General features: G+C 69.8%; 18 protein-coding genes and 1 pseudogene. 11 read left to right on the top strand and 8 right to left on the bottom strand.

All coding sequences use genetic code 11. From position 1 onward, the window contains the following. The first annotated feature begins 20 nt into the window (after positions 1–20). The 4 genes from GGQ63_RS03445 (at position 21) to GGQ63_RS03430 (ending at position 4869) form a co-directional block, all read left to right on the top strand. A complete protein-coding gene (locus tag GGQ63_RS03445) occupies positions 21–986 on the top strand; it encodes a sugar kinase (protein ID WP_183852489.1) in 966 nt (321 codons plus the stop codon). After that, positions 983–2233, top strand: a complete 1251-nt coding sequence (locus tag GGQ63_RS03440) for a class II D-tagatose-bisphosphate aldolase non-catalytic subunit (protein WP_183852487.1) — start codon at positions 983–985, stop codon at positions 2231–2233. Before GGQ63_RS03445 ends, GGQ63_RS03440 begins: the two co-directional genes overlap by 4 nt. A 212-nt stretch (positions 2234–2445) precedes the next feature. Next, positions 2446–3174 (top strand): SDR family oxidoreductase, encoded by a 729-nt coding sequence (locus GGQ63_RS03435; RefSeq protein ID WP_183852485.1) that lies wholly within the window; start codon positions 2446–2448, stop codon positions 3172–3174. 3 nt (positions 3175–3177) lie between these two features. After that, positions 3178–4869: a GMC family oxidoreductase N-terminal domain-containing protein gene (locus GGQ63_RS03430; RefSeq protein WP_183852483.1), complete on the top strand. Its 1692-nt coding sequence runs from the start codon at positions 3178–3180 to the stop codon at positions 4867–4869. An 18-nt stretch (positions 4870–4887) separates the two neighbouring features. Here GGQ63_RS03430 and GGQ63_RS03425 read toward each other — a convergent pair whose 3' ends face one another. Beyond that, a complete protein-coding gene (locus tag GGQ63_RS03425) occupies positions 4888–5490 on the bottom strand; it encodes a helix-turn-helix domain-containing protein (RefSeq protein WP_183852481.1) in 603 nt (200 codons plus the stop codon). A gap of 204 nt (positions 5491–5694) precedes the next feature. On the opposite strand from GGQ63_RS03425, the gene GGQ63_RS03420 reads away from it, so the two are divergent. The 6 genes and pseudogenes from GGQ63_RS03420 to GGQ63_RS03395 all read left to right on the top strand — a co-directional run bounded on the left by GGQ63_RS03420 (position 5695) and on the right by GGQ63_RS03395 (position 14672). Beyond that, positions 5695–7116, top strand: coding sequence for a hypothetical protein (locus GGQ63_RS03420; protein WP_343061065.1), 1422 nt, complete (start codon positions 5695–5697; stop codon positions 7114–7116). 155 nt (positions 7117–7271) lie between these two features. Continuing rightward, positions 7272–10982: an autotransporter outer membrane beta-barrel domain-containing protein gene (locus GGQ63_RS03415; RefSeq protein ID WP_183852477.1), complete on the top strand. Its 3711-nt coding sequence runs from the start codon at positions 7272–7274 to the stop codon at positions 10980–10982. 228 nt (positions 10983–11210) lie between these two features. Then, positions 11211–12119, top strand: a complete 909-nt coding sequence (locus tag GGQ63_RS03410; RefSeq protein ID WP_183852474.1) for a polysaccharide pyruvyl transferase family protein — start codon at positions 11211–11213, stop codon at positions 12117–12119. 128 nt (positions 12120–12247) lie between these two features. Then, positions 12248–13177, top strand: coding sequence for a hypothetical protein (locus GGQ63_RS03405; protein ID WP_183852473.1), 930 nt, complete (start codon positions 12248–12250; stop codon positions 13175–13177). Positions 13178–13462: 285 nt separating this feature from the next. Then, positions 13463–14234: pseudogene (locus GGQ63_RS03400) on the top strand (IS5 family transposase); the annotation flags it as partial. 30 nt (positions 14235–14264) lie between these two features. After that, on the top strand, positions 14265–14672 hold the full coding sequence (locus GGQ63_RS03395; RefSeq protein WP_183852665.1) for an Imm50 family immunity protein: 408 nt from the start codon (positions 14265–14267) through the stop codon (positions 14670–14672). A 596-nt stretch (positions 14673–15268) separates the two neighbouring features. On the opposite strand, the gene GGQ63_RS03390 is transcribed toward GGQ63_RS03395, so the two are convergent. Further along, positions 15269–15712: a helix-turn-helix domain-containing protein gene (locus GGQ63_RS03390; RefSeq protein WP_183852471.1), complete on the bottom strand. Its 444-nt coding sequence runs from the start codon at positions 15710–15712 to the stop codon at positions 15269–15271. A 216-nt stretch (positions 15713–15928) separates the two neighbouring features. Between GGQ63_RS03390 and GGQ63_RS03385 the strand changes: the two genes are divergently transcribed. Then, a complete protein-coding gene (locus GGQ63_RS03385; protein ID WP_183852469.1) occupies positions 15929–17107 on the top strand; it encodes an MFS transporter in 1179 nt (392 codons plus the stop codon). Here the strand turns inward: GGQ63_RS03385 and GGQ63_RS03380 are convergent. From GGQ63_RS03380 to GGQ63_RS03355, 6 genes are all read right to left on the bottom strand, one after another. After that, positions 17097–17516 (bottom strand): OsmC family protein, encoded by a 420-nt coding sequence (locus GGQ63_RS03380; RefSeq protein ID WP_183852467.1) that lies wholly within the window; start codon positions 17514–17516, stop codon positions 17097–17099. The two genes, GGQ63_RS03385 and GGQ63_RS03380, sit on opposite strands and share 11 nt — an antisense overlap. 155 nt (positions 17517–17671) lie before the next feature. Continuing rightward, a complete protein-coding gene (locus tag GGQ63_RS03375; protein ID WP_183852465.1) occupies positions 17672–19342 on the bottom strand; it encodes a hydantoinase B/oxoprolinase family protein in 1671 nt (556 codons plus the stop codon). Then, complete coding sequence (locus tag GGQ63_RS03370) at positions 19342–21420, bottom strand: hydantoinase/oxoprolinase family protein (RefSeq protein WP_183852463.1); 2079 nt, start codon at positions 21418–21420, stop codon at positions 19342–19344. Before GGQ63_RS03370 ends, GGQ63_RS03375 begins: the two co-directional genes overlap by 1 nt. Next, on the bottom strand, positions 21420–23162 hold the full coding sequence (locus GGQ63_RS03365; RefSeq protein ID WP_183852461.1) for a hydantoinase B/oxoprolinase family protein: 1743 nt from the start codon (positions 23160–23162) through the stop codon (positions 21420–21422). The genes GGQ63_RS03370 and GGQ63_RS03365 overlap by 1 nt, the downstream gene beginning before the upstream one ends. Next, on the bottom strand, positions 23155–24618 hold the full coding sequence (locus GGQ63_RS03360; RefSeq protein ID WP_183852459.1) for a hydantoinase B/oxoprolinase family protein: 1464 nt from the start codon (positions 24616–24618) through the stop codon (positions 23155–23157). The genes GGQ63_RS03365 and GGQ63_RS03360 overlap by 8 nt, the downstream gene beginning before the upstream one ends. Beyond that, a complete protein-coding gene (locus tag GGQ63_RS03355) occupies positions 24615–26693 on the bottom strand; it encodes a hydantoinase/oxoprolinase family protein (RefSeq protein ID WP_183852457.1) in 2079 nt (692 codons plus the stop codon). The genes GGQ63_RS03360 and GGQ63_RS03355 overlap by 4 nt, the downstream gene beginning before the upstream one ends. Between the last annotated feature and the right edge of the window lie 160 nt (positions 26694–26853).

Here is a 26853-nt window from a genome sequence, read left to right as displayed (position 1 = left end):
TCCTTGGGCGGGTTGCTGCGATGAGCGCGGCCGGGGAGGGCGCCGCCGTCGCCTCGCTGGGCGAACTGCTGGTCGAGTTCGTCTGCACCGAGAAGGACGGCCACAACCGCCGCGCCACCGCCTATGTCGGCCCGTTTCCGAGCGGTGCGCCGGGCATCTTCATCGATCAGGCGGCGCGGGTCGGCGCGCGGGCGATCTTCGCCGGCGCCGTCGGCTCGGACGCCTTCGGAACGGTGCTCACCGACCGGCTCGGCGCCGTCGGCGTGTCGGACGCGCTGATCCGCGTCGTCGACGGGGTGCCGACCGGTTCGGCCTTCGTCGCCTATAACAGCGACGGCAGCCGCGATTTCGTCTTCAACATCGCCCATTCCGCCGCCGCCCGGCTGCCCGGCGCCGGCGAGGCGATCGCCGCCTTCATCGCCCATGGCACCGGCGTCTTTCATATCTCGGGCTCATCGCTCGGCGATGCGGCGATGCGCGAGACGGCGCTCGCGGTTGCCCGCGGCCTCGCCGAGGCGGGTGTGGCGATCTCCTTCGATCCCAACATCCGCAAGGAACTGCTCGGCGATCCCGGCTATTTCGCCGCCGTCGCGGCGCTGACCGCGCTGTCGACCTATGTCCTGCCGAGCGAGGAGGACGCTGCCGTCCTCTTCCCCGGCGAGGCGTTCGAGGCCTATGCCGACCGGCTGATCGCGGCGGGTGCCGAGAGCGTGGTGCTGAAGCGCGGCGCCGCCGGCTGTCTCGGCCGCGACCGGGCCGGTGCGACGGTCGAGCGGCCGGCGCACCGGGTCGAAGTCGTCGACCCGACCGGTGCGGGCGATTGCTTCTGCGCGACCTATGTCGGGCTCCGCACGCTCGGCCTTCCCTTCGCCGCTTCGGTCGCGCGGGCGAACGCCGCCGGCGCGCTCGCCGTCGGCCGGCTCGGGCCGATGGAGGGCAATTCCGACCGGCCGGCGCTCGAGCGGCTGCTGGAGCCGGGATCGTGAACGCGCTGAAGGCGATCGTCGCCGCCAACCGCGCCGGTTCGCGGATCGGCATCCCGTCCTATTGCACCGCTCATCCGGAGACGCTCCGGGCGATCTTCGCCGCCTATCGCGACGACGACGCGCCGATCCTCGTCGAGGCGACCTGCAACCAGGTCAACCAGTTCGGCGGCTATACCGGCATGACGCCGGCCGGCTTCCGTGCCTTTGTCGAGCGGCTGGCGACGGAGGAGGGCGTCGATCCGGCGCGCCTCATCCTCGGCGGCGATCATCTCGGCCCGAACCCGTGGAAGTCGGAGACGGCCGCCGAGGCGATGGAGAATGCCCGCGCGATGGTCGCCGCCTATGTCGCGGCCGGCTTCACCAAGATCCATCTCGACGCCTCGATGGCCTGCGCCGACGATGCGGTGCTCGCCGAGCCGGTGATGGCCGAGCGCGCCGCCGATCTCGCCGCGGTCGCGGAAGCGGCGGCCGGGGCGCGCGACCTCGCCTATGTCGTCGGTACCGAGGTGCCGATCCCCGGCGGCGAGACCGAGGCGCTCGACGGGCTCGCCGTGACGGCGCCCGGCGCCGTCGCGGCCACGGTCGATCTGCACCGGGAGGCCTTTGCGGCGCGCGGCCTTTCCGCCGCCTTCGAGCGCGTCCTCGGCGTCGTCGTCCAGCCGGGCGTCGATTTCGGCAATGATGCCGTCCATGCCTTCGTGCCGGAGGCCGCGGCCGCGCTCTCGGCCGCCGTCGCCGGCCTGCCGGGCCTCGTCTTCGAAGCCCATTCGACCGATTATCAGAGCGAGGCGGCGCTCGCCGCGCTGGTCGACGGCCATTTCGCCATCCTGAAGGTCGGGCCGGAGCTGACCTTCGCCTATCGCCAGGCGGTGGTCGCGCTCGCCGGCATCGAGGCGGCGCTCGCGCCCGCCGAACCGTCCGACATCCTCGCCGTGATCCGCGCCGAGATGCGCGCCGTGCCGAAGGACTGGCGCGCCTATGTCGCCGCCGACCGGCGCGAGGAGGCGATGATGCTGTTCGGCCTGTCGGACCGCGTCCGCTATTACTGGCCGCGCCGGGCGATCCAGCAGGCGCTCGGCCGGCTCCAGGCCAACATCGCCGCCGGCCGGCCCGAACCCGGCCTGATCGCGCAGGCGACCGGCGGGCTGGTCGAGCCGCCGGGCCGGCCCGGCGCGCTGCCTCGGGCGCTCGTCCGTCGCATGGTCGGCGCCGTCGTCGCCAAATACCGCGCCGCCGCCCGCGCCTGACCGGCCCGCACCGCCCGGCGCCGCGCCGCCGGCGCCCGGCCCGCAGCGCCCGACCGGCCGCCGCCCGGGTCTGCGCCCCCCCGTGTCCGACTCCCGACCCCTCCCGCCGGGGAAAGTTTACGCGCGAAAGAGTCTTTGTTGACGGGCAGCAGCTTGTCGCCCTACGCTCCGGCGCATGAGCGCATCAATGCGCCGGTCCATGGGAGGTGGGCATGCGGACGGAGCTGAAGGACAGGATCGTCCTCGTCACGGGAGGCAGTTCCGGCATCGGCCGCGCCGCGGCGCGCGCCGTCGCTGCGGAAGGCGCGCGCGTCGCGCTGGTCGGCCGCTCCGCCGAGCGGCTCGCCACGGTCGCCGAGGGCCTGCCGACCGAGGCGCTCGCCATCGCCGCCGACCTGACGCGGCCGGGCGAGGTCGAGCGCGCCGTTGCGGCGGCCGAGGCCCGCTTCGGCCGGATCGACATCCTGCTGCCGAATGCCGGTCTCTATATCCCCGGCGATGTCGCCGAGGGCGATCCCGACGCCTGGGACGAGCTCCTCGCGGTCAATGTCAACAGCGTGTTCCGTCTGGTGCGCGCGGTGCTGCCGCAGATGATCGCGCGGCGCGACGGCCATGTGCTCGTCACCAGCTCGATCTCCGGCCATCAGGCGATCCCCTGGGAGCCGGTCTATTCCGCCTCCAAGCACGCCATCCAGTCTTTCGTGCACGGGCTGCGCCGGCAGGTCGCGCCGCACGGCGTGCGCGTCGGGGCGATCGCCCCGGGCGTCGTGCTCAATGAATTGTGGGGCTATCGCGACGCCGCGGCGATCGACGAGAAGGTGGCGAGCCGCGAGGGCCTGCGCTCCGAGGACGTCGCCGACGCGATGGTCTTCATGCTGACCCGGCCGGCCAACGTCACCATCCGCGATCTCGTCATCCTGCCGCAGAACCAGGACATCTGAGCCGTGGCCCGGTTCGACTATCTGATCGTCGGCGGCGGCGCGGCGGGCTGCGTGCTGGCGAACCGCCTGTCGGAGAATCCGAAGGTCCGTGTCGCGCTCGTCGAGGCGGGGCCGGACCGCAACCAGCGCCGGGCGATCGTCCGCGTGCCGCTCGCCATGGTCACCTTCATGGCGCCGGCGCTCGCCTTTCTCGGCGGCCCGCGCTTCATGTCGTGGTTCGAGACCGAGCCGGAGCCGGGCCTGCAGGGCCGCACCATCGCCCTGCCGCGCGGCCAGGGCACCGGCGGCAGTACCAATGTCAACGGCCAGATCTTCATCCGCGGCCAGCGGGAGGATTTCGACCACTGGCGCGCTCTCGGCAATCCCGGCTGGGGCTATGACGACCTGTTGCCCTATTTCCGCAGGCTCGAGCGCTTCGAACTCCTCGCCGACCGCCGCTCCGGCCGCCACATCGGCTTCGGCGCGCGCCCGCTCGCCGAGCAGATCGACCCGGCCTATCACGGCACGGACGGCCCGCTCGACGTCGCGCCGCTCCGCTCGGTCAACCCGATGGCGCGCGTCTATCTCGACGCCGCGGTCGCCGCCGGCCATCCGCTCAATCCGGATTTCAACGGCGCGTCGCAGGCCGGCGCCGGCCTCTATACCTTCACGCAGCGCCGCGGCGAGCGGCTGACCGCGGAGGGCGCCTATATCGACCCGATCCGCGGCCGACCCAACCTCACCCTGATCCCCGACACGCGCGTGACGCGCCTCCTCTTCGAGGGGCGGAAGGCGGTCGGCGTCGAGGCCACCCGCGCCGGCGGCCCGGTGACGATCGAGGCGGGCGAGGTGATCCTCTCCGCCGGCTCCTTCGTCTCGCCCCACCTCCTGATGCTGTCGGGCATCGGCGATGCGCGCGAGCTCGCCCAGCACGGCATTCCCGTGCGAGAGGACCTGCCCGGGGTCGGCCGCAATCTGCAGGACCATCTCGACGTCACGCTCGAATACAAGGCGAAGTCGACCGCGCCCTATGGCATCTCGTGGAAGGCGCTGCCGCGCAACGTGCTGCACGTCTTCGACTGGTTCCTGCGCAAGCGCGGCGTGTTCGCCTCGACGACCGGGGAGGGCGGTGCCTTCCTCTCCACCGTGCCGGGCGTCGCGCGGCCGGACATCCAGCTCTTCTTCTGCACCGGCGTCGGCAACACGCAGAACGCCGCCGGCTTCACCGGCCACGGCTTCCTGATGCATGTCTGCCAGCTTCGCCCCGGCAGCATCGGCCGGCTGCGCCTCCGAAGCGCCGATCCGGCCGACAAGCCGTCGATCCTCTACAATTTCTTTCGCGGCGACAGCACGATGGACGCGCTGCGCGAAGGCATCCGCATCGCCCGCCACATCGTCGCGCAGGCCCCCTTCGCGCCGCATCTCGACCGCGAGGTCGATCCCGGTCCCGAGGCCGAGACGGACGGCGCGCTCGAGGCCTTCATCCGCCGCACGGTCGGCACGCTGTTCCATCCGGTCGGCACCTGCGCGATGGGCCGGACGGCCGACGCCGTGGTCGATCCGGAGACGCTGCGGGTGCACGGCGTCGACGGGCTGCGCGTCATCGACGCGTCGATCATGCCGGCGATCGTCTCGGGCAACACGGTCGCGGCGACCTATTGCATCGCCGAGAAGGGCGCCGATCTCGTCCGCAAGGATCCGATCTTCGCGGCGTGAGGCGGCCGCGAGGCCGCCTCAGCGCACCGTGATGTCGTCGAGCCGCATGATGTCCTCGATCCCGCAGGGCGTGTCGGGCGGGCAGGGCTCGTAGACCATGGTCGCCAGCACGCGGTGGCCGTCGAGGCGGAAGCGGGCGATCCAGCGGTGCCGCATCTCCGTGTCGAGTTCGAGATTGGTGTGGCGCGTGCTGACGCCGACCAGAATGGCCACGTCGCCGCGCAGGATCGACTTGCGCAGATCACCGTCGTCGATGGCGACTCGGCTCTCGCCGATCATCCGGTGCTCGAAGGATCGGCCGATCAGCCGCGAGAATCCCGGCCAGAGCCGGTTCAGCCCGGCCGACGCGGCCTGAAGGCGGATGCCGTCGAAATCGAAGATCGCCTCTACCGACGACAGTCTTTCGATGAAGCGGCGATCGATCGCCAGCTCGTCGCGAATGCCGTGCGCAATGAGATCTGTAAGTCTCTGTAAGATTTCGATCGATGGAAGGTCGACTCCATTTTCCCAGCGGGAGACGGCCGCTTGCGATACACCGAGCGCGGTGGCGATCGCATTCTGCTTGATGCCGTTGACGCGGCGCCAAGTCTTCAGCTTTTCGGCAAGGCTGATCTCGGTCATCTGCTTATAAAAACGTATAATTTAGTTTTCGCCGCCCGGACGTAGGCATGCTATCGGATTTCAACGGCGCTTCAAGTGCGTCTCTGCCGTAAGTTGAGAATTGGCGACGCACATCTTAATAATCAAACTGAATCGTCCCGGGGGGCGATGATGAAACAGCAGAGCAGACTGAGTAATGTTGTGCGGCACGCTCTTCTTATTGGCGTGTCCACTGTCGCGCTCGGCGCCGCCGGGGTGATCGCCGCCTCCGCGGCCGAGAAGGGGCCGGGCGCGCTCGACCCGACCTTCGGTGTCGGCACGGACGACGGAACGCCGGACGGCGTCGTTTCCACCTCGCTCGGCGCCGGCAATGACGAGGCCTCCGCGATCGCCCGCACCGCGGACGGCAAGCTCGTCGTGGTCGGCAACCGCGCCGCCGACGGCTCGAAGGACATCGTCATCCTTCGCTACAAGAATGACGGCACGCTCGATCCCGCCTTCGGCGCGGATGGCGACGCCGACGGCACGCCGGACGGCGTCGTCGACATCTCGCTCGGCGCCGGCGACGATGTCGCGACCGCCCTCGCGGCCGAGCCGGACGGCCACATCGTCCTCGCCGGCTATCACGTCGAAGGCGGCAGCAAGAACATCTTCGTCATCCGCCTCGGGGCGGACGGCAAGCTCGATCCGACCTTCGGCACCGCCTCGGACGGCACGCCGGACGGCGTCGTCAACGTCTCGCTCGGCGATGGCGACGATATCGCGCGCGGCGTCGCGGTCGAGCCCGATGGCGGCATCGTCGTGGTCGGCGATACCGTCAAGGGCACGAGCAGCAACATCGTCGTCGCCCGCTTCAAGGCCGACGGCACGCCCGACACCGGCTTCGGCGCCGATGGCGGCTCGGACGGCACGCCGGACGGCTTCGTGAGCATCGATCTCGGCGCCGGCGACGACCGGGCGAATGGCGTCGCCCTGCAGGCCGACGGCAAGATCGTCGTCGTCGGCTCGCATCAGGAGGCCGGCAGCGCCAACATCGTCGTCGCCCGTCTCGACGCGAAGGGCGCGCTCGATGCGAGCTTCGGCACGGCCGCGGATGGCACGCCGGACGGCGTCGTCGGCGTCTCGCTCGGCGATGGCGACGACACCGGCACCGCGGTCGCGCTGCAGCCGGACGGCAAGATCGTCGTCGCCGGCACCACGGTCGCGAAGGACGGCAGCTCGAATTTCGTCGTCGCCCGGCTTGGCGCCGATGGCAGCGCCGATGCCACCTTCGGCGCCGATGGCGGCTCCGACGGCACGCCGGACGGCTTCGTCGCGACCTCGCTCGGCGAGGGTGACGATGTGGCGACCGGCCTCGCCCTGCAGCCGGACGGCAAGATCCTCGTCTCGGGTTACCACCGCGACGGCGGCAGTCTCAGCATGGCGGTCGCCCGCTATGACGCGAACGGCGCGCTCGACGCCGCCTTCGGCGCCGATGGCGGTGCGGACGGCACCGCCGATGGCGTCGTCAACATCTCGCTCGGCGACGGCGACGACAAGGCGAACGGCCTGGTGCTCGATGGCGATCGTCTGGTCGTCCTCGCCGGCTCGACGGTCGCCGAGGACGGCAGTTCCAATATCGCGCTCGTGCGGCTGACGCTCGAGTGAGGCAAACGGCCGCCCCTTCGCGGGGGCGGCCGGTCCGATCCGACGGGCCGGGGGGCCGGGGGGATCGGGCAGGGGGCGGCGCGAGCCGTCCGAAACGGGCCGCGCGGCGCAGGTCGCGCGGCCCCCTTCAGGGGTTCTTTCGGGGGCGAAAGACGATGCGCTTCACCACTCCGCGCTCCGCCGGATTCGGCGGTCTGCTGTCCGGCGTTTCCTTCGCCGCCTTCGCGGTCTGCCTCGCGCCGGGCGCCGCCCGCGCCGCGGACTGCACCGCCGATGCCGCGACGATCAGCGCGGATTGCACGAATTACTCCAACAGCGCCACGCTCGGCACCCTTTCGAACACGGCGACGATCTCGGCGCCGGGCGGCGTGTCTGCCAACTCGGTGGCGTTGAAGAACAGCGGCACCGTCACGACCCTCGACAATGACGGCACGATCACGGCGGTCGGCGCGAACGGGTTCCATTCCGCGGGCCTCGAAAATCAGGGCCAGATCGGCACGCTCAACAATTCCGGCACAATCTCATCGGAGAGGGGCGAGACAGGCGACGTCGCGAGCGCAGTCGACATTACCAACGACGGCACCATCGGCTCGATCGTCAACAGCGGCTCGATTACCGGCGATGATTACGGCATTCGTAACAACGGCGGCGACCTCATCGGCTCGATCGAGAATAGCGGCACGATCACCGGCGCGCTCGGCATTAACTCGTCTTCTGCCGTGACGTCGTTCGAGAACACAGACACGGGCACGATCACCGGCGTAAACATCAGCATGCAGGACGGTCAGTCGGTCGACTCGTTCGTCAATGCCGGCGCGATCACCGCCCCCGAGGGTGTTGCGCTCGGGGGCGTCGCGATCGTATGCGGGTCGTTCCCCGAGGTCTGCGGCACGTTCGGGACAATCTCGAACTCCGGCACGATCGAGGGCAATGCGACTTTGTCGGGGTTGAGCTTGTTGTCTTTGGGCACCCTCGCCGACAAGGCCGGATCGGTCGAGAATTCCGGCACGATCTCGGGCGCCACCGGCGTCGCCGGCTTCCTTCTCACCCTCGGCATCCTCGACAATCAGCTCGGCGGGACGATCACAGGCGACGGCGCCGGGCTCGGCGTGGCGCTCTCCTCGATCGACGCGCTGACCAATGATGGCACGATCTCGGCAACGGCCGACGCCAGCATCTTCTCCACTATCGCCAGCGGCGCGGGCGTCACACTTCCGGACGCGCTTTCGACCGTCACCGGCAATGCTGCGATCCTCGCGATCCTCTCCAATATCGGAACGTTCACCAGCAACGGAACCCTCTCCTCCACATCGAACGGCTTCGCCGCTGGCCTGCTCGGCGTCGGCTCGACTTTCGGTTCGGTCACCAATGGGGTGGACGGCACCATCTCGGTTTCCGGCAGCCTCGCCCTCGGCATCGGCTTGGCCGGCGGTTCGGCCGGGACGCTTCAGAACGACGGTGCGGTCGATGTCACCGCGGCGGGCGACGGCGGCACGGCGATCGGCATTCTCGCCGCTGGCCCGACGGCCTTCGGCGTCGAGGGCGATGCGACCGAGATTGGCACGTTCGGCAACACCGGCACCGTCACAGCGACCGGCGATATCGCGCTCGGCGGCCTGTTCGCGCTCGCCTCGGCCGACAGCTTCACCAATGCCGGCACGATCGAGGGCGAGGGAACGACGCTCGGCGGCGGCCTGATCGTCGCTTCCTCCGATATCGGCAGCTTCGAGAACTCCGGCACGATCGAGGGCAGCGGCATCTATTCCGGCGGCATGGCGGTGATCGGCCTCGGCGCGATGGCGCAGAATCTCGGTGATGCCGGCCTTTCCGGCCCGCTCGGCGACAATGCGATCCTCGCCTTGCTTTCCGGCCTCGGCGACACGGCGCTCGCAACCCCGACCACCATCGACAGCCTCGACAATTCCGGCACCATTTCGGGCGGCCTGCTCGGCCTCTATGTCGGCGGCGGCGCGACCGTCGGTCCGATCGAGAACAGCGGCACGATCGAGAGCGGCTCGGTGGCGCTCTATGTCGATGGCGGCGCGACGATCGGGGATCTCGACAATTCCGGCACGATCACCGGTCCGGAGGCGATCGCCCTCTATGGCGATGCCGCCTTCGGCACGATCACCAACACCGGCACCATCGCCGGCACGATCAAGAACCGCACCACCGACGATCTCGTCTTCATCGGCGCGACGGGCGACGATTACGGCCTGATCACCGGCTATTCGGCGGACCCGGCGACGCTCGTCACCGGTCTGATCGACAGCAAGAACTCCGGCGTCATCTTCCAGTCCGGCAACACGCGCCTCAACAGCGACATCGACGTCGGCACCAACACGGTGACAAATGACGGCACGCTTCGTCTCGACGACGCCGTCTCGATCACCGGCAATTACAGCCAGTCGGCCGCCGCCAGGCTCGTCATCGCCGCGACCCGGAACGCGATGGGCCAGTTGACCGTATCCGGCTCGGCCGGGCTCGCCGGCAGCTCGATCGTGATCGTGCCGATCGGCGGCTACCACTTTTCGGGCGACATCGCCGCCATTCTCAGCGCCGGCACGCTCGATCTCACCGGCACGACGGTCAAGGTCGGCACGGAGACGATCACCTTCTCGACCGAGACGGTCGACGGCGTCACCCGGCTCCTCGCCGATCTGCCGGACCAGGGGCCGAGCAGCGCCTATTCCGAGATCGGCGCGGAGGCCGGCCCGGCCGGTGCCGCGATGGGCACGACCCTCGACGTGCTCGCCGGCGGGGAGAGCGACGAGGCGATCGCGTTCCAGAGCACGGTGCTCACCACCCTTCTGGCGCTCGACGAGGCCGACCAGCCGCAGGCGATCGCCGAACTCGCGCCCTCCGGCGACACGCCGGGCTGGCAGGCGGGCTTCACCGCGGGCACCCTGTTCGGCGACGCCGTCGGCCAGCGGCAGTTCGGCGGCTTCGGCGCCGGCGCTCCGGCGGCGAGCCCGGTGTCGGGCTATGCCGACGCCGCCCCGCAGCGCGGCAACGAGGCGTGGCGCGCGCTCACCGGAGCGGAGACCGCCGGTCGGCCGGGCGAGGGCTTCGACGGCGAGGTCTGGCTCCAGGGTCTCGGCGGCGTCGCGAACGGTCCGGGCTACGACATGAAGGGCGGCGGCCTCGCCTTCGGCGCCGATGTCGCGCTTTCCGATTCGGTCCTCCTCGGCGCGGCGGGAAGCTGGCTGTCGCTCGACACCGACGCCGCAGCGGCCGAAGCGACGCAACAGCTCTATCAGGCGCTCGTCTATGCCAGCTGGCGCGCCGGCGCCTTCCATGTCGACGCGCAGGCGGGCGGCAGCTATGGCCATATCGAGCAGAGCCGGACGATCGGCTTCCTCGGCGCGGTCGCACGGTCGGATTTCGACGGAGTCGGCGCGACGGCCCGTGCCGAGGCCGGCTATGATCTGGCGCTCGCGGCGGGCGGCCCGATTCTCACGCCGCTCGCCGGTATCGCCTTCCAGCGGAACGTCTACGATCCCTATCGCGAGACCGGTGCGGGCGCCGCGAACCTCTCGGTCGACGGGCAGGACGTCAACAACCTCACCTCGACGCTCGGCGCGACGATCGCCTGGCCGGTCGCGACCGGGTTCGGCCGGTGGACACCGGAGCTCCGCGCCGTCTGGCTGCACGATTATCTCGACGATCCGGTCGTCACCACCGGCACGCTCGCCGGCACGCCCTTTGCGACCGCCACCGACCGCCTCGCGGCGGATGGCGCGGAGGTCGGCGCGGCCCTTGCGCTCGAGACCGGCCGGCTGCTCTTCGGCGCCGAATATGTCGGCCAGTTCCGCAGCGGCTATGAGAGCCATGCCGGCCTCGCCAAGGGCGCGCTCCGCTTCTGAGGCCGCGGGCTGCACGGCGTCGGTGCTCCGGGGATGGTCGCTGGCCGGCGGGTCGCCGGAGGGGGCGCGGCAAGGCGCCGTCGTGGGGCGGCGGCCTTGCTTCTTCGTGCTCCGTGATGTTTCTGGGCGGCAAAGGCCGCGCGGATGCGATCGCGTTCGGCGGAGGAGGTAAGGCCAGCCTGCTCGGACGATGTCGTGCCCACGCCGAAGAAGCCCGGAGCGAGTATCTTGCGGCCGCTGTGGACCCGGCTGGCGCCGCGCCGTTTCGGCGGCCCCGCCCCGGAGCCGCTCGCCCTTCGCTGGGCCCGCAGCCCCGCCGTCCATGACAATTGGGGCGACAAGCTCAACCCGGTGCTCGTCGGCAAGCTCGCTCAGCGTCCGGTCGTTCACGCCCGGGAAGCCGCCGATCCCGGGCAGCCGATCTACAGCGTGATCGGCAGCGGCCTCGGCCAACTCGGCGCCGAGAAGGCACGCGCGCGCACCGTTGTCTGGGGCACCGGCTTCGTCCATTCGGACGCGCAGCTCGCTCCACCGCTGCCGCGCATCTGCGCCGTGCGCGGTCCGCTCACGCGGTCGAGGCTGCTCGCACAAGGGATCGAGTGTCCGGAGGTCTATGGCGATCCGGCTCTGCTCTATCCAATCTTCTATGATCCACCGGTCGAGACCAAATTCGACCTCGGTATCATCCAGCATGTGCGAGAGCGCGGCATCGAGCCGCTGCCGGCGATTCCGGAGCCACTCTCCGTCCGGATCATCGACATCACCGGCGGCCTCGAAGAGGTCGTCGACGCCGTCAAGTCCTGCCGAGTGATCGCGTCGAGCTCGCTGCACGGAATTATCGCAGCGCACAGCTACGGCGTGCCGGCAGCCTGGTTGAAGTTCAGCGATCGTCCATTGGGAGACGGCTTCAAGTTCCGCGATTACTTCGCGTCCGTCGGCCATGACACGATCGCCCCGCTGATCGTCACGCCGGATGTGACCGGAGCCGACCTCGTCGCGCGCGCCGTCTGCCCGCTGCGGCCGGTGGACCTGTCCCGTCTGATCCAGGCTTGTCCGTTCATGAACGCGGTAAGAAAGGCCGAAATCGAGAGCAGACTGTCCGTCTGCTGGGGCGGCCGCCGCCGCGGGGGCGCGTGAGGCGAGCGTCCTGCGAGGCGACCCCCGCGGAGGCGCCGGCGGTCCAAAAATCGGCTGTCAATTCCGCGCCCGATCCCTAAATCTCGGCCGACGGCTTGGCGGCTACCGATGCGAGTGTTGGGAAGAGAATGGCGGGACCTGGCGAGTTTTGGGCGATCACGGCCTATTTCAACCCGCTGCGCTATAGAACTCGGCGAGAAAATTATCGTCGATTCAAGGACAACATCGGCTGCAACCTCTTGGCGGTTGAGCTCGGCTTCGACGGCGCGTTCGATCTTGGAGCGGACGATGCGGATATCCTTGTCCGGAGAAGCAGCGGATCTGTCCTTTGGCAGAAGGAACGTCTTCTCAATATCGCTCTCGAAAGTCTTCCATCGTCGGCTACCCACGTCGCCTGGGTCGATTGTGATATCGTCTTCATGAGGCAGGACTGGGTTGTCCGTGCAAGGGAGGCGCTCGAAAACGATCGCGTCGTCCAGCTGTTCGAGCATCTGGTGGATCTGAAACCCGGAGAAACACACGAAAGCCCGGATCTCTCGCCGACAGGGCTCGGCTTTGCTGCCTGGATGTCGCTCGGCTCGCCCCGGAACACGGACCGCGGCCCCAACGTCCGGCTCGGGACACCCGGGTTCGCCTGGGCCGCCCCGCGCGACCTTCTCGCGAAGCACGGCTTCTACGACGCTCTGGTTCTGGGCGGCGGAGATCGCGCGTTCTCCAGCGCTGCGTCAGGAGACTTCGAAGACTCCAAGAACATCTCGCGCCTCAGTCCGCTTCGTATGGATCATTATATGCGGTGGGCGCAGCCCATCCATCAGGATATCGCGATGAAGATCGGATTCATAGATAATACAGTTTACCATTACTGGCACGGAGAACGGAAAGACAGAGGTTACAACACGAGACATCGTGGCTTTGTCGGCTATGATTTCGATCCGGAGCGGGACATCACCCTGTCATCGGAAGGGACTTGGGTCTGGGGCAGCGACAAGAAAGACATGCACGCCTATGTCGAGAAGTACTTTCGGGATCGTCATGAGGACGGCTCGCTCGGGTCGTGAGACGAAGAGTTCTCGGATCGGAATGTCGATCCGTTTCGCGTCGCGCGACCTGCGCGTGACGGCGGGCTCTTGGCGATCGATGCGGCGCTCCATGTCGAGCGCCCACACTTCGGCAACCTTGCGGCGCAGGACCGTCTCCTTGACGGTACTGCCCCTCCCGACGGATCGGGGCTCTCCAGAAGCCGGATTTGCGCTCAGGCCGTGTTGACAAAGGCGCTTCCCCAATCGCTTCCCCTCTGATTCAAGGTTGCTCTTTGCGGGAGAGCGGTTTTGGTTCGCGGGCGGATGACAGATGAGGAGTGGGCGTTCTTCGCGCCGTTTCTGGTGCGCGTGGGGCCGCGGAGCGGCAGGCCGCCGAGCGATCATCGCCTGATCCTCGACGCGATCTTCTGGATCGCCCGGACGGGTGCGCTGTGGCGTGACCTCGACGCCGGCTTCCCCAAATGGACGAGGGTCTACCGCCAGTTCGGGCGCTGGACGCTGGCAGGGGTCTGGGATGTGATCCTGGACGCGCTCAACGAGAGCGGCGAAGGCCAGGACAGCGTCCAGATGATCGACAGCACCATCGTTCGCGCCCACCAACATTCGGCGGGCGCGAAAAAGGGGATTCGTTTCAAGCCCTTCGCACCACGATATCGGCCGTTCTCGTGGTGGCCTCACGACCAAGATCCACCTCCGTGCCAACGGCTTCGGCCTGCCCGTCGCCCTCGTCCTGCCCCCCGGCGAGGCCTCCGACGCCAAGGGCTACAAGCCGGTCACGGATGAAGGTGGCCCGGCCCCGAGGGTCCTGATCGCCGACAAGGGCTACGACAGCGACGCCATCCGCGAGGACCTCAGAGCGCGAGGCGCCGAGCCGGTCATCCCGATGAAGCGCAATCGCCTCGTCCAAGTCCCGCAAGTCCCGGTCGACGGCTTCGTCTACGCTCTGCGCAATCGCATCGAGCGTTGCTTCAATCGCCTCAAAAACGCCCGCCGCGTCGCCACCCGCTACGACAAGACCTCGGAAAGCCATCTTGGCTTCGCCCTGATTGGCGCAATCCGGATCTGGATCAGGAACTTTGTCAACAAGGCCGAGGGAGCATTATCCGTGGTAGGAAACAGGGCACTTTCGGAGAAATTGCTTGAAGCCGAATTCATAAAGATTCTCTATGGAGAAGAGCTTCCTTTTGATCGGATTTTTATCACTGAGGTAATTTTGAGGCCCCATGGACCGGAGATATTCTTAAAGTTTAACGTTAGTCGTTTGCCTATAGATATTCCTAAGAAATGGGGCCGTATAAATAGGGTATCTATCAATATGTCTTTCTTGGGAATAAGGTCGTTGTCTCTGGCTAAACTGTCCTATCCTCGGGAATCGTCGCTTCTCGGTAGTGTCCCGGACGACGGTGGGGTTATCAGGATATCGATTAGAGGTGAGATAGAGTTGGACTTCGAGTGTGAGTTCGTCAGCGTAAAGGGGGTAGGCGGCTACTGGTATTCTGACGAATCATACTGACCGAAATTCGACATCCGCAATGCGTGAGTGCCGCCTCGGGCGTCGCGACCAAAACGCCCCGGGGCAAAAATCCCGCATGCCGATGTCCGGCTCGTCGGCGCGACGGCCGGCTCGTTCCGCCCCGTCACTTGCGCAAGGGCTGGGAGCCACGAAGCCCGGTAGCCTGCCCGCTGTCCTCCCTTGCTCCGCTTGATGAGTGCCGGGCGTCAACTGCGCCCGCCCCGAACGGGCTGCCTCGGGGGTGTCTGTCTATATCTCGCCCCGCGTTCCGATTATGGACCCCGGCACGGGGCGGGTGACGGGTGTTCTGGTTGTTGCCCCGGGGCTTCCGCCCTCGAACCCTCCGGCCGCTCCCGACCCGTTCTCTCGCCCCCCGAGCCCGTCGCCATCCGAGCAGCCCCATCCGTCCGTCATGCCGGCCTCCATCATCGTGCCGGCTGGCGTCTCGCTCGCCTCTCCATCCGTGACGAGCGCAAAAGCGGGCGACGGGCGAAGTCGGACGGCCGCCGCCGGCTCGCTCCGTGCGTTGCCCTGTTCGATGGATCCGGGGGCCCGGCGATGCCTCGCGCGGGATCACGGCCGCGCGCCGGCGGGCTTCAGCGGGTCGGGCGCGGGCGGGGCGTCGGGGCCGCGGCGGTACGGACGCGGGGACGTTTGCCGGCGAGGTCGACGAGGCGGCGGAAGGTCGGGCACTCCATGTGCGAGGGGGCCGAACAGTCGGCGACGTGGCGGAGCGTGTCGCGCAGCGCGGTGAGCTCGCGGATGCGGCGGTCGATCGCGTCGGCCTTCGCGCGCAGCGCGTCGCGCGGCAGCACCGGCGTGCCGTCCGCCGCGAACATCGCCGCGATCTCCTCGAGCGTGAAGCCGGCCGACTTCCCCATGGCGATGAGCTTCAGCTGCAGCAGGACGTGCGGCGCGAACTGCCGGCGCAGGCCGTGGCGGGCGACCGAGGCGATCAGCCCCGCCTCCTCGTAATGGCGAAGCGCCGAGGCGCGCACGCCGCTCTGCGCGGCGACCTCGCCGATATCGAGCAATTTCATCCTTGACCTCAAGTCGACTTGAAGTGGCAGCCTGCCCCAGGAGCCTTCACGGAGCAAGGGAGACAGGCGATGGACAGGACGAAAAGAGAGGTCTCGCACGGCTCGCTCGCCACACGATCGGCGGGCGGCGAGGGCGGGGGCCGAGATCCGGCGCCTGCGGGCGGGGAGGGCCGGCCCGCCGTGCCGGCCGGGGCCGGCGCAAGGGGCGGCAGGGCGATGAGCACGGCGGCGCTCGCGCTCGCCGTGCTCATCGCCGCGCTCGGCACCAGCATCGCCAACATCGCGCTGCCGGCTCTCGCCGAGGCCTTCGCGGCCCCCTTCGCCGCGGTGCAGGGGGTCGTGGTCGCCTATCTCGCGGCGATGACGGCTGCCGTGCTCGTCGCGGGACGGATCGGCGACCGCTACGGGCTGAAGCCGGCGCTGATCGCCGGGCTCGGCCTTTTCGCGGCGGGGTCGCTTCTCTGCGCGCTCGCCCCCGCGCTTCCTCTGCTCGTCGCCGCCCGGGTGCTGCAGGGCGTCGGCGCGGCCTTCATGACGACGCTCGCCACGGCGCTGATGCGCGAGACCGCGCCGGAGGACCGTGTCGGGCGGGCGATGGGCCTGGCCGGCACCGTCTCGGCGCTCGGCACCGCGCTCGGCCCCTCGCTCGGCGGTGTCCTGATCCCGATCACCGGATGGCGTGGCGTATTCTGGCTGCAGGTGCCGCTCGCCGTCCTCGCGCTGGGGCTCGCGGCGCTCGGCCTGCCGGCCGCAGGGGCGCGGCGCACCGCCCGCGCCGGCCGCCGGTGGCCATCGGCACCGGGCCTCTGGCGCAACCTCATCGCCAACGCGCTGGTCGCCGCCGTGATGATGGCGACGCTGGTCGTCGGGCCGTTCTATCTCGCGCTCGGTCTCGGTCTCGACCCGGCGCGGGTCGGGCTGGTGATGGCGATCGGGCCGACGCTGTCGATCGTCAGCGGCGTACCGTCCGGCCGGCTGGTCGATCGCTGGGGCAGCGGGCGGGTCGTCGCGCTCGGGCTCGTGCTCCTCGCCGCCGGGGCGGCGCTCCTCGCCGTCCTGCCGCCCCGCATCGGCGTGACGGGCTACGGCCTGGCGCTCCTCGTGCTCACCCCCGGCTATCAGCTCTTCCAGGCCGGCAACACCACCGCGACGCTCGCCGCCGGGCGACCGGAGACGCGCGGCACGCTGTCCGGCCTGCTCGGCCTCGCGCGCAATCTCGGCCTGATCGCCGGCGCGTCCGCGATGGGGGCCGTCTTCGCCTTCGGCGTCGGGACGGAGGATTTCGGCCGCGCCGGGGCCGCGGCGATCGGCGCGGGGATGCGGCTGACCTTCCTCGTCGCGAGCGGGCTGATGCTCGCGGCGATCGCGGTGGCGCGGCCCGGCCTCAGCCGTTGACGACGAAGGCCGGCGCCGCCTTGAGCGTGTTGCTCACCGTGCAGATGCGCTCGGCGCGCTCGATCAGTGCGGCCCGCTCGGCGGCGTCGAGAGCGCCCTCGACCGTCAGGAGGATGTCGAACCGCTCGATCCGGGCGGGATCGTCCGCCGCCTTCCGGCCGGTCACCTCCGCACGGGCGCTCTCGAAGCGGTCGAGGAGGCCGAGCTCGCTCGCCGCGATGCGGGCGCTCAGAACGAGACAGGCCGAGACCGAGGCATAGAGGAGATCGAGCGGGTTGAAGCCGGGCTCGGCCGGGCGCGTGACGACCGTCAGCGCGCCGCCGGTGACGGAGACCACCTCGGGATGGCCGGTGCGTCCGAGCGTCGCCGTGGCGCCGGTCGGACGCAGCTTGATCGTTCCGATAGCCATGACCGCCATCCTTCGCCAGCCTCGAAGCCCCGTTCATCGCCGAAACGCCCGGCGCGCTCAAGCCGATCGCCGCTGCCCGCATCGTCCAAGACGCGTCGCTGCCCGCACCGCGGCGGCGGCGCGGCGCTCCGGACGCGCCGTGTCAGCCGCCGGGCTCATTCGCCCTCGAAGCCGTAGACGGTCTTCGCGGCTTCCGCTGACACGAGCCCGTCGGCGAGGTCCTCCGCGATGCGCGACCGGTCGCGGCGCCGCGGGTCGCCGTGGCCGCCGCCGCCCGGCATTTCGAGGAGCAGGCGGCGGCCGGCCGGGATGGCCTGATGGCCCTTGCCGGTCAGCGGCGTGCCGTCGTCGAGCACCAGTCTGCCGGCGCCGCCCGGGCCGCCGCCGGCGCGGCCGCGCGGGGGATGGGCGGTGCGGTCGAAGGACGCATTGATCGCGAAGGGCTTTGCTTCGCTCGAGGCGATCTCGAGCACCTGGCCGAGCCCGCCGCGCTGCGCGCCCGGGCCGCCGCTGTCGGTGATGTATTCCTTGCGCCAGAAGACCACCGGGCTGACGGCCTCCGTCACCTCGACCGGCACATTGCGCACCCCGCTCGGGAAGGCGGTCGCCGAGAGACCGTCGGCGCGGGGGCGCGCGCCGGTGCCGCCGGAATGGAAGCTCGCGACGACGAAGGGGGTGGCGTCGGCGAGCGTCGCGGCCGGCGCCTCGACGCGGCCGGGTCCGCCGGTGAGGACGACGGGCCAGAGCGGCGCCGCGCTTTCGGCCGGCAGGTCGAGCCCCGGCACCTGCGCCAGGCACCCGATCACGAGATCGGGCAGGAGCTGGCCGAGAATGTGCCGCGAGACGACCGGGGCGGGGCGCGCGACGTTGAGGATCGAGCCGACGGGCGCGCTCACCCGGATCGTGGCGAGCGAGGCGGCGTTGTTCGGCACGGCGGGCGCGACGACGCATTTCGCGCCGAAGGAGGCATAGGCCTCGGTGTAGCAGAAGGGGACATTGATCGCGTAGGGCGAGGGACCGTCGGTGCCGGCGAAATCGATGTCGATGCCGTCTTCGCCGATCGACAGCGTGGCGACGAGGCGGATCGGCTGGTCGACGCCGTCGGCGGTGACGTCGTGCGTCCAGCGCCCGGCCGGGAGCGCGCGGATCGCGGCGATGCTCGCCGCGCGGCTGCGCTCGAAGATGAAGGCCGCGACCTCGGCGAGCGTGTCGAGGCCGTATTCGTCCATCAGCCGCAGGAGCTGGCGGCCGCCCGTCTCATTGCCGGCGATCAGCGAATAGAGGTCGCCGCGGAGCGCCACCGGGTCGCGCACATTGGCAGCGATCAGTTCGAGCAGCGGCTCGACGATCGCGCCGGCATCGACAAGGCGGGAGATCGGGACGAGCAGCCCTTCCTCGAACACCTGTCGGCTCTCGATCGGCGTGCCGCGGCCACCGATGTCGACGACGTGCACCGTCGCGGCGAAGAAGGCGACCGGCGCGCCGTTCCGGAACACCGGCGTGACGACGACGATGTCGTTGAGATGGCCGGTGCCGAGCCAGGGGTCGTTGGTGACGAAGACGTCGCCGTCGCGCATCGTCGCGGCGGGGAAGCGGGCGAGGAAGTGGCCGACCGAGCGGGCCATCGAGTTGACGTGGCCGGGTGTGCCGGTCACCGCCTGCGCGATCATCAGGCCGTTCTCGTCGAACACGCCGGCGGACAGATCGCCGGCTTCGCGGGTGGAGGTGCTGAAGGCGGTGCGCACGAGCGCCTGCGCCTGTTCCTCGACGACGGCGATCAGCCGGCTCCACAGGATCTGCCGCTGGATCTCGGAGAGGCCGCGCATCAGCGTTCCTTTCGGGTCAGCCGCAGATGGCCCGCCCTGTCGACGGCCGCATCGAAGCCGCGCGTCACGATGGTGGTGGTCTGCGCCTCGGCGATCACCGAGGGGCCGGTCACCCGCGCGCCCGGTGCGAGCGCGGCGCGATCGTAGAGCGGGACGCCGACGAACCGCTCCGTCGCCGGGTCATGGATCGGGCGGGTGCCGACGGAGCGCGCGTCGATCGCCGGGCCGGCCTCGGTTGCGGGCACGACCGGCACCACGGGTGTCGAGACCGAGACGGTCCAGGTCAGCACCTCGATATCGAGCCCGGGGATCGTCCGGCCGTAGAGCGCGGCATAACGGGCCTCGAAGGCGGCGCGCAGCGTCGGCGCGTGACCCGGCTCGAACGGCTCGAGCGGCAGCGGCACGACGACCTCGTGGCCCTGGCCGCGATAGCGCATGTCGGCGGTGAGCGTCGCGATGAGCGGGGCATCCGGCGCGCCGCGGCGGACCTCGGCGGTCGCCTCCGCGACGAGCGCCTCGACCGCGGCGTTGACGGCGCCGGCGTCGAAGGCGGAGAGGCGGAGGTAGAGCGAGCGGACACCCTCGAAGGCGATCGGGGCGCGCAGGAACCCGACCGCCGAGCCGACGCCCGCGGAGGCCGGGACGAGGACGGTGTCGATGCCGAGCTTTTCCGCGACGCGGGCGGCGTGGAGCGGCGCGGCGCCGCCGAAGGCGATCATCACCCGGCCCTCGAGGCTCTTGCCGCGTTCGACCGCATGGACGCGCGCCGCGCTCGCCATGTTCTCCTCGACGATCTCGGCGACGCCATAGGCGGCGGTCGCCACGTCGAGGCCGAGCGGCGTGCCGACCGACCGCCCGATCGCTGCTGCGGCCGCGGTGGCGTCGAGCGTCAGGCGGCCGCCGGCGAAGCCGTCGGCGGCGATGCGGCCGAGCACGACATCGGCATCGGTCACGGTCGGCTCGGTACCGCCGCGGCCGTAACAGGCGGGGCCCGGCGCCGCGCCGGCGCTGTCCGGGCCGACCACGATCCGCCGGGTCGCGTCGACCGCCGCGATCGAGCCGCCGCCGGCGCCGATCTCGACCATCTCGATGACCGGGATACGGACGGGCAGGCCGCTGCCCTTGACGAAGCGATAACGCCGGTCGACCTCGAAGAAGCGCGATTTCTGCGGCGCCGCCTCGTCGATCAGGCAGATCTTGGCGGTGGTCCCGCCCATGTCGAAGGAGAGGATGCGCCCGAGCCCGAGTTCCCCGGCGAGCGAGGCGGCGAGGATCGCGCCGCCGGCCGGGCCGCTCTCGACGAGGCGGATCGGAAAGCGGGCCGCGGTCTCGAAGGTGGTGAGGCCGCCGCCCGAGGTCATCAGGAACATCGGGCAGGCGACGCCGAACGCCCCGAGCGCGCGCTCGAGCGCGACGAGATAGGAGGCCATCAGCGGCTGGACATAGGCATTGGCGACCGCGGTCGACAGCCGCTCGTATTCCCGGATCTCCGGGCAGACTTCGGAGGAGAGGGTGATCCGCACGCCCGGCAGCGCCTCGGCGAGCAGGGCGGCGGCGCGGCGCTCGTGTGCGTCATTCGCATAGGAATGCAGGAAGCCGACCGCCACCGCCTCGATACCGGCCTCCCGCAGCGGCGCGGCGAGCGCGGCGACGGCCGCCTCGTCGAGCGGGACGAGGGGTTGCCCCCGCGCGTTCAGCCGCTCCTGCACGGTGAAGCGCAGCCGGCGCGGCACGAGCGGCGCGGGCTTCTCGATATACATGTCGTATTGCTCGAAACGGTTCTCATAGGCCATTTCGAGGCTGTCGCGGAAACCGGCGGTGGTGACGAGCGCCGTCTTTGCGCCCTTTCGCTCGATGATCGCATTGGTCGCGAGCGTCGTGCCGTGGACGAGGAGCGTGAGTTCGGGCGGGGTGACGCCCGCTTCGGCGAGCACCGCGGCGATGCCCTCCAGCGCGCCGCGTTCCGGGGCGTCGGGCGTCGTCAGCACCTTCGTCGAGACCATGCGCCCGTCGAGATCGAGCACGATATCGGTGAAGGTGCCGCCGATGTCGAAGGCGAGACGGACGCTGCGGGCCATCAGGCGGCGACCCGGCGGGCGCGCTCGCGTTCGGTGGCGGCACGATCGAGCTCGAGCGCGGCGTCGAGCACCACACCGTAATCGGCGAGGGCGCCGTCGCGCGTCACATAGCCGTCGAGCACGTCCTCGCGGACGGCGTCGGGATCACGCTCGATCGCCGGACCCCAGCCGCCACCGCCGCCGCGGACGGTGCGCAGCATGCCGCCGGGCGGCAAAGCGTGCATGAAGGCGTATTCCGGCACGTCGATCGCGTCGGCGGCCGCACTCTCGACCAGGAAGACGCGGTTCGGGGCGCCGTGCTCGCCGCCCGCGAAGCCCTTCGCGGTATGACGGACGCCCTCCATCATGACGCTGCTGAGGCTCGGCACGAGATGCTGCGTCACCGTCTCGAGCCCGGGCGCGCCGCGCCAGCGGCCGGCACCGGTCATGTCGGCGACGTACTCGTGCTTCAGCACGCGGGACGGATACTGGATCTCCGTCATCTCGATCGAGGGCAGGATGACGCCCGTCATCAGCGGCGGATAGAGGCCCCAGCCGTCTGTCTCATAGGCGGCGCCGGCGCCGCCGGTGAACCCGATGAAATTCAGGAACACCCACATCCGGCCGTCGTCATAGCTGCCATAGGAGAAGGCGAGCGGCATCTTGTGGGCGTTGACGCCGACCCGCTCCGGCGCGCAGCGGCCGAGCGCGAGGAGCACCGCCTCGGTCACCTCGGCGCCGGCCGAACAGGTGCAGGTGCCGACCGGCGCGGGGCGGGTCGGATTGATCACCGTCCCTTCCGGGATGATGCAGGTGACCGGGGCCATGCAGCCTTCATTGATCGGGATGTCCTCGTCGCAGCAGGTCGTCAGCGCGATGAAGATGAAGGAGAGCGTGTTGGCGATCGGGCTGTTGATGAAGCCCTTGGTCTGCGGGTCGCTGCCGGTGAAGTCGAGGGTGAGGTCGGAACCCTTCACCGTCGCCTTGCAGACGACGCGGACGTCCCGCTGGCCCTGATAGTCGTGGTCGACGAAGGTCTCGCCGACATATTCGCCGTCCGGCCAGGAGGCGATCTCCGCCCGGACACGCCGCTCGGAATAGTCGACATTCGCCTGGATCGCGTCGCGCACCGTGTCGAGGCCGTAGCGGTCGAGCAGCGCCTCGATCCGTCGGCCGGCCATCTCGCAGGCGCCGATCATCGAGGCGAGATCGCCCTCGATCCAGTGGGCGATGCGGTTGTTGGCGACGAGGAGATCGAGCATCTCGGTGCGCCGCTCGCCGCGCTCGACGATCTTGACCGGCGGCATGACGAGCCCGTCCTGCCAGACGTCGCGGGCATGCGGATTGTAGCCGCCGGCGACCGGTCCGCCGACATCGCCCATATGGGCGCGCACGGCCGGGAAGAGCACGGGCTTGCGGTCGCGGAAGACCGGCGTCACCACGACGAGATCGGGGATGTGGGTGCCGCCATTGTAGGGATCGCTGGCGAGCAGGACGTCGCCGGGCTGCAGATCGTGCTTGAAGGCGTCGATCGCCCGGTCGACCGCCATCGCGACGGCATAGAGATGCAGTGTGCAGCCGGGCGACTGCGCGACGAGGCGGGATTTGAGCCCGTTCATCTCGAAGATGGCGGTGGTGAAATCGTGCGCCTCGTTGAACACCGGCGAACGGGCGGTGCGGGTGACGGTGGCGCTCATCTCGTCGGCGATGGTGTTGAGCGATCCGCCGATCACCTGCGAGAGGACGACGCTGCGCTTATCCATCGGCACGGGTTCCATAAGCGGGGTAGGTGATCTCGACGAGACCGCCCTCGGCGATCGGCACGATGGTGGCGCTCTCGAGCGGGCGGGTGGCGCCCTCGGCGGTCAGGGTGAAGCTGCCGGCCGTCGCGCCGTCAGCCGCCTGCGGCAGGAAGAAGTTCGCCTCGAGCGGCATGCGGTCGTTGCGGACGGCGGCGCGGACCGCTCCCGTCTCGTCGAACTCGCGGCCGAGCACGACGAGCCGTTCGCGCGCCTCCATCTCCTCGGCCGACGGCATGGTGCGGCGGCCGGCCAGAACCGGCGGACCCCAGCCCTGCGCGGCGAGCGGGAAGGCGAGATCGAGGGCGACCGGCGGGTTCTCCTCCGCGCCGATCGGCCGGAAGGCGACGATCGCCGGCGCGGGACCGTCGAGCCGCTCGGCGAGACCGAGCGCGCGGCGCACGAGCGCGGCGAGGCGGTGGCCGGTGAGCGCGTCCGACAGGCCGGTCGCGGCGGGGAGAACCGGATCGGCGATCGAACCCTTCGGCGCCGTCGCGGTGACGAGCTGCAGCAGGCCGTCGTTGAAGGCGATCTCGTCGAGCCGCTCGGCGAGCGCGGCGACGAGCCCATAGCCCTTCACCTGGCCGGGCGTCATGTTGAACGGGCCTGAAGGGTCGGACCCCGTGCCGGCGAGATCGAGCGTCAGCCCGTCCGGCCCGACCGCGACGCGGACCTTGAGCGGCACGGCGCCGCCAGCGCCGGGAATGGTGGCCTCGGCCGTCTCGTCCCGGCCGCCGAAGCGCGCTTCGAGGTCGGCGGCGGCGACCCGGCGGCTGTGTGCGATGGCGGAAGCGACCGCCGTCTCGACATCGGCACGGCCGTGCTCGGTCATCAGCCGGACGAGCGCGGCGCAGCTCGCCCGGAGCGCGGCGACGATCGCCTCGAGATCGGCGGCGACGATCTTCTCGGCACGGCTGTTGCGCAGCACGAAGCGCAGCGCGTCGCGCTGCAGCACGCCGTGCCGGTAGATCTTGAGCGGGGTGAAGCGGACCGCGTCCTGCCAGGTCTCGGCGGCGAAGGGATGGAGGTCGCCCGGGAATTCGCCGGCGAGGTCGGCCATCTGCGCCCGCACCGCGGGGAAGAGGACGAGCTCGCCCTCGAAGAAGAGCGGCGCCACGACGGTCAGCATCTGCGGCGTCGAGCCGCCGGAATAGGGATCGCCGACGATCACCACGTCGCCGTCGAAGAGATTGAAGGCGAAGCGGTCGAGCACGGTGGCGGCGCTGTCGCGCACGAGATAGGCGTGTTCCGGGCCGAACTGGACCTGCGCGGCGAGCTGCGGCGCACCGGTCAGCACGGCGGCGGCGTAGCGGCGCCCCTCGGTCAGGCCGCGCGAGCGGGCGGTCCGGCCGACCGTCTCGGCGAGCTCGCGGACGATCGCGCAGAGGCGGCTGTAGACGATCTGGGAGCGGACGATCATCCGGCGGCTCCGCCCTGGCCGATCTCGACGATGACATTGCCATAGGCGTCGATCAGGCATTCATGGCCGGGATAGACGGCGATCGTCGTGCCCCACTGCTCGATGATCGCCGGTCCGAGGATGAAATTGCCGGGCTTCAGCCGGCCGCCGTCATAGACCGGGACGATGGTCGGCTCGACGGCGAAATGCACCGGGCGGTGGCCCTTCAGGGCGGGGGCGGCGTCCTCCTCGCCGAACTCCGCCGCATTCATGCGCGGCCGCTCGCGAATGCCGATCAGGTCGAGCCGCAGCGTCAGCACCTCGACCGGCTGCTTGACGTCCTTATGGGCGAAGAGCCGTTCGTGCAGGACGTGGAAGTCGTTGAGGGTGGCGTCGAGATTGAGCTTGGTGATGCGGCGGGTGCGCGAGCGGATCGGCACCGTCACCTCGTGCACCTCGCCGACATAGTGCATGTCGAGGCTGCGGCGGGTTTCGAAGCTCTTGACGATCGACTGTTCGGAGAGGCGCTTGCGCGCCCGCGCCTCCATCTCCTGGAACACCTCGTTGAAGGCCTCGAAGTCGAGCTGGTCGAGCCGGGCGATGCTGGTGCGCGATTCCGAGATCTTGAGATCGGCGACATTGTCGCCGAGCGCGCAGAAGACCGGCGCGAGCGCCGGCACGATGACGGTGCGGATGCCGAGTTCCTCGGCCTGCTTGCCGGCATGGATGCCGCCGGCACCGCCCGCCGCGACGAGCGCGAAGGCGGCCGGATCGTGGCCGCGCTTGGTCGTCACCAGACGGGTGGCGTTCGCCATGTTGTTGTTGACGAGGTCGATGATCGCGCTCGCCGCCTCGACGACGCCGAGACCGAGCGGCTCGGCGACCTCGCGGCGGATCGCCTCCACGGCCTTCGCCTTGTCGAGCACCATCTCGCCGCCGAGGAAGAAGTCCGGGTTGAGAAGGCCGAGCACGACATTGGCGTCGGTCACGGTCGGGCGGGTGCCGCCGCGGCCATAGCAGGCCGGGCCGGGATAGGAGCCGGCACTCGCCGGGCCGACCTGCAGCGCGCCGCCCGAATCGACCCACGCGATCGAGCCGCCGCCGGCGCCGATCGTGTGGATGTCGAGCATCGGCAGCGCGATCCGGTAGCGCCCGATCCAGCTCTCGGTCGTCACCGCGGGCCGCAGGTTCTCGATCAGCGCGATGTCGTAGCTCGTGCCGCCCATGTCGACGGTGATGAGATTGTCGTGGCCCGACATGGTGCCGAGGAACGAGCCGGCGGTGACGCCGCCCGCCGGCCCGGAGAGGAGGGTGTTGACCGCATATCGGCCCGCCTCGTCGGCGGACAGAACGCCGCCATTCGACTGGATGATGAAGAGCTCGCCGCCGAAGCCCTTTTCGCGCAGCCGGCTTTCGAGATGGGAGAGGTAGGCGTGCACGCGCGGGCCGACGAAGGCGTTCACCACGGTCGTCGAGACGCGCTCGAACTCGCGGATCTCCGGCAGCACGTCGCAGGAGAGCGACAGGAAAGCGTCCGGCATCATTTCGCGGACGATCTCCGCCGTGCGCCGCTCGTGCGCCGGATTGACGAAGGAGAACAGGTAGCAGATCGCCACCGAGGTGACGCCCTGTGCCTTCAGGTCCGCCACTGCGGCGCGGACCTCGTCCTCGTCGAGCGGGGTGAGCACATTGCCCTTGAAATCGACGCGCTCGGAAACGCCGAGCCGGGAGCGCCGCGGCACGATCGGATGCGGCGGCTTCAGCCGCGGGTCGAAGACGCTCTCCTTGTAGGAGCGGCGGAACTCGATCTCGTCGCGGAAGCCCTTCGTCGTGATCAGACCGACCCTGGCGCCGTCATATTCGAGCAGCGCGTTGGTCGCGACCGTGGTGCCGTGCACGATCATCGGCAGGCCGGCGAGAAAGGCGGAGAGGTCCTCGCCGAGCTCGCCGGCGAGACGGGCGAGCGCATTGATCACGCCGTCGGACTGGTCCGGCGTCGATGGTGTCTTGGTGGCGCGGATTTCCCCGTGCTCGTTGATCGCCACGAGGTCGGTGAAGGTGCCACCGACATCGATTCCCACGTTCCAGTGCGCCATGTGCCGGTGCTCGTCGGTCTCGGTCGCCGCTGGTTGAAAGCGGCGATCGCCAAAGGGAGGGCGGACAACGCTGCCGGAACCGGCACCTTTCCGCGAGGAAACGGCTTTCGCATGCGCGAAATCTATGAAACCATATTTTCAGCAGGACCAAAAATCGAGC

Source organism: Prosthecomicrobium pneumaticum (genome assembly GCF_014199915.1).
GTDB lineage: Bacteria > Pseudomonadota > Alphaproteobacteria > Rhizobiales > Kaistiaceae > Prosthecomicrobium > Prosthecomicrobium pneumaticum.
Note: the sequence above shows the minus strand (reverse complement) of the source record. Positions and strands in the feature narration are given on the sequence as shown.

What these genes read in the sequence shown, in the direction of transcription:
- GGQ63_RS03445 (WP_183852489.1), top strand. Translation starts at nt 21, where the DNA reads ATGAGCGCGGCCGGGGAGGGCGCCGCCGTCGCCTCGCTGGGCGAACTG.
- GGQ63_RS03435 (WP_183852485.1), top strand. Translation starts at nt 2,446, where the DNA reads ATGCGGACGGAGCTGAAGGACAGGATCGTCCTCGTCACGGGAGGCAGT.
- GGQ63_RS03425 (WP_183852481.1), bottom strand. Translation starts at nt 5,490, where the DNA reads ATGACCGAGATCAGCCTTGCCGAAAAGCTGAAGACTTGGCGCCGCGTC.
- GGQ63_RS03415 (WP_183852477.1), top strand. Translation starts at nt 7,272, where the DNA reads ATGCGCTTCACCACTCCGCGCTCCGCCGGATTCGGCGGTCTGCTGTCC.
- GGQ63_RS03405 (WP_183852473.1), top strand. Translation starts at nt 12,248, where the DNA reads ATGGCGGGACCTGGCGAGTTTTGGGCGATCACGGCCTATTTCAACCCG.
- GGQ63_RS03390 (WP_183852471.1), bottom strand. Translation starts at nt 15,712, where the DNA reads ATGAAATTGCTCGATATCGGCGAGGTCGCCGCGCAGAGCGGCGTGCGC.
- GGQ63_RS03385 (WP_183852469.1), top strand. Translation starts at nt 15,929, where the DNA reads ATGAGCACGGCGGCGCTCGCGCTCGCCGTGCTCATCGCCGCGCTCGGC.
- GGQ63_RS03380 (WP_183852467.1), bottom strand. Translation starts at nt 17,516, where the DNA reads ATGGCTATCGGAACGATCAAGCTGCGTCCGACCGGCGCCACGGCGACG.
- GGQ63_RS03375 (WP_183852465.1), bottom strand. Translation starts at nt 19,342, where the DNA reads ATGCGCGGCCTCTCCGAGATCCAGCGGCAGATCCTGTGGAGCCGGCTG.
- GGQ63_RS03370 (WP_183852463.1), bottom strand. Translation starts at nt 21,420, where the DNA reads ATGGCCCGCAGCGTCCGTCTCGCCTTCGACATCGGCGGCACCTTCACC.
- GGQ63_RS03365 (WP_183852461.1), bottom strand. Translation starts at nt 23,162, where the DNA reads ATGGATAAGCGCAGCGTCGTCCTCTCGCAGGTGATCGGCGGATCGCTC.
- GGQ63_RS03360 (WP_183852459.1), bottom strand. Translation starts at nt 24,618, where the DNA reads ATGATCGTCCGCTCCCAGATCGTCTACAGCCGCCTCTGCGCGATCGTC.
- GGQ63_RS03355 (WP_183852457.1), bottom strand. Translation starts at nt 26,693, where the DNA reads ATGGCGCACTGGAACGTGGGAATCGATGTCGGTGGCACCTTCACCGAC.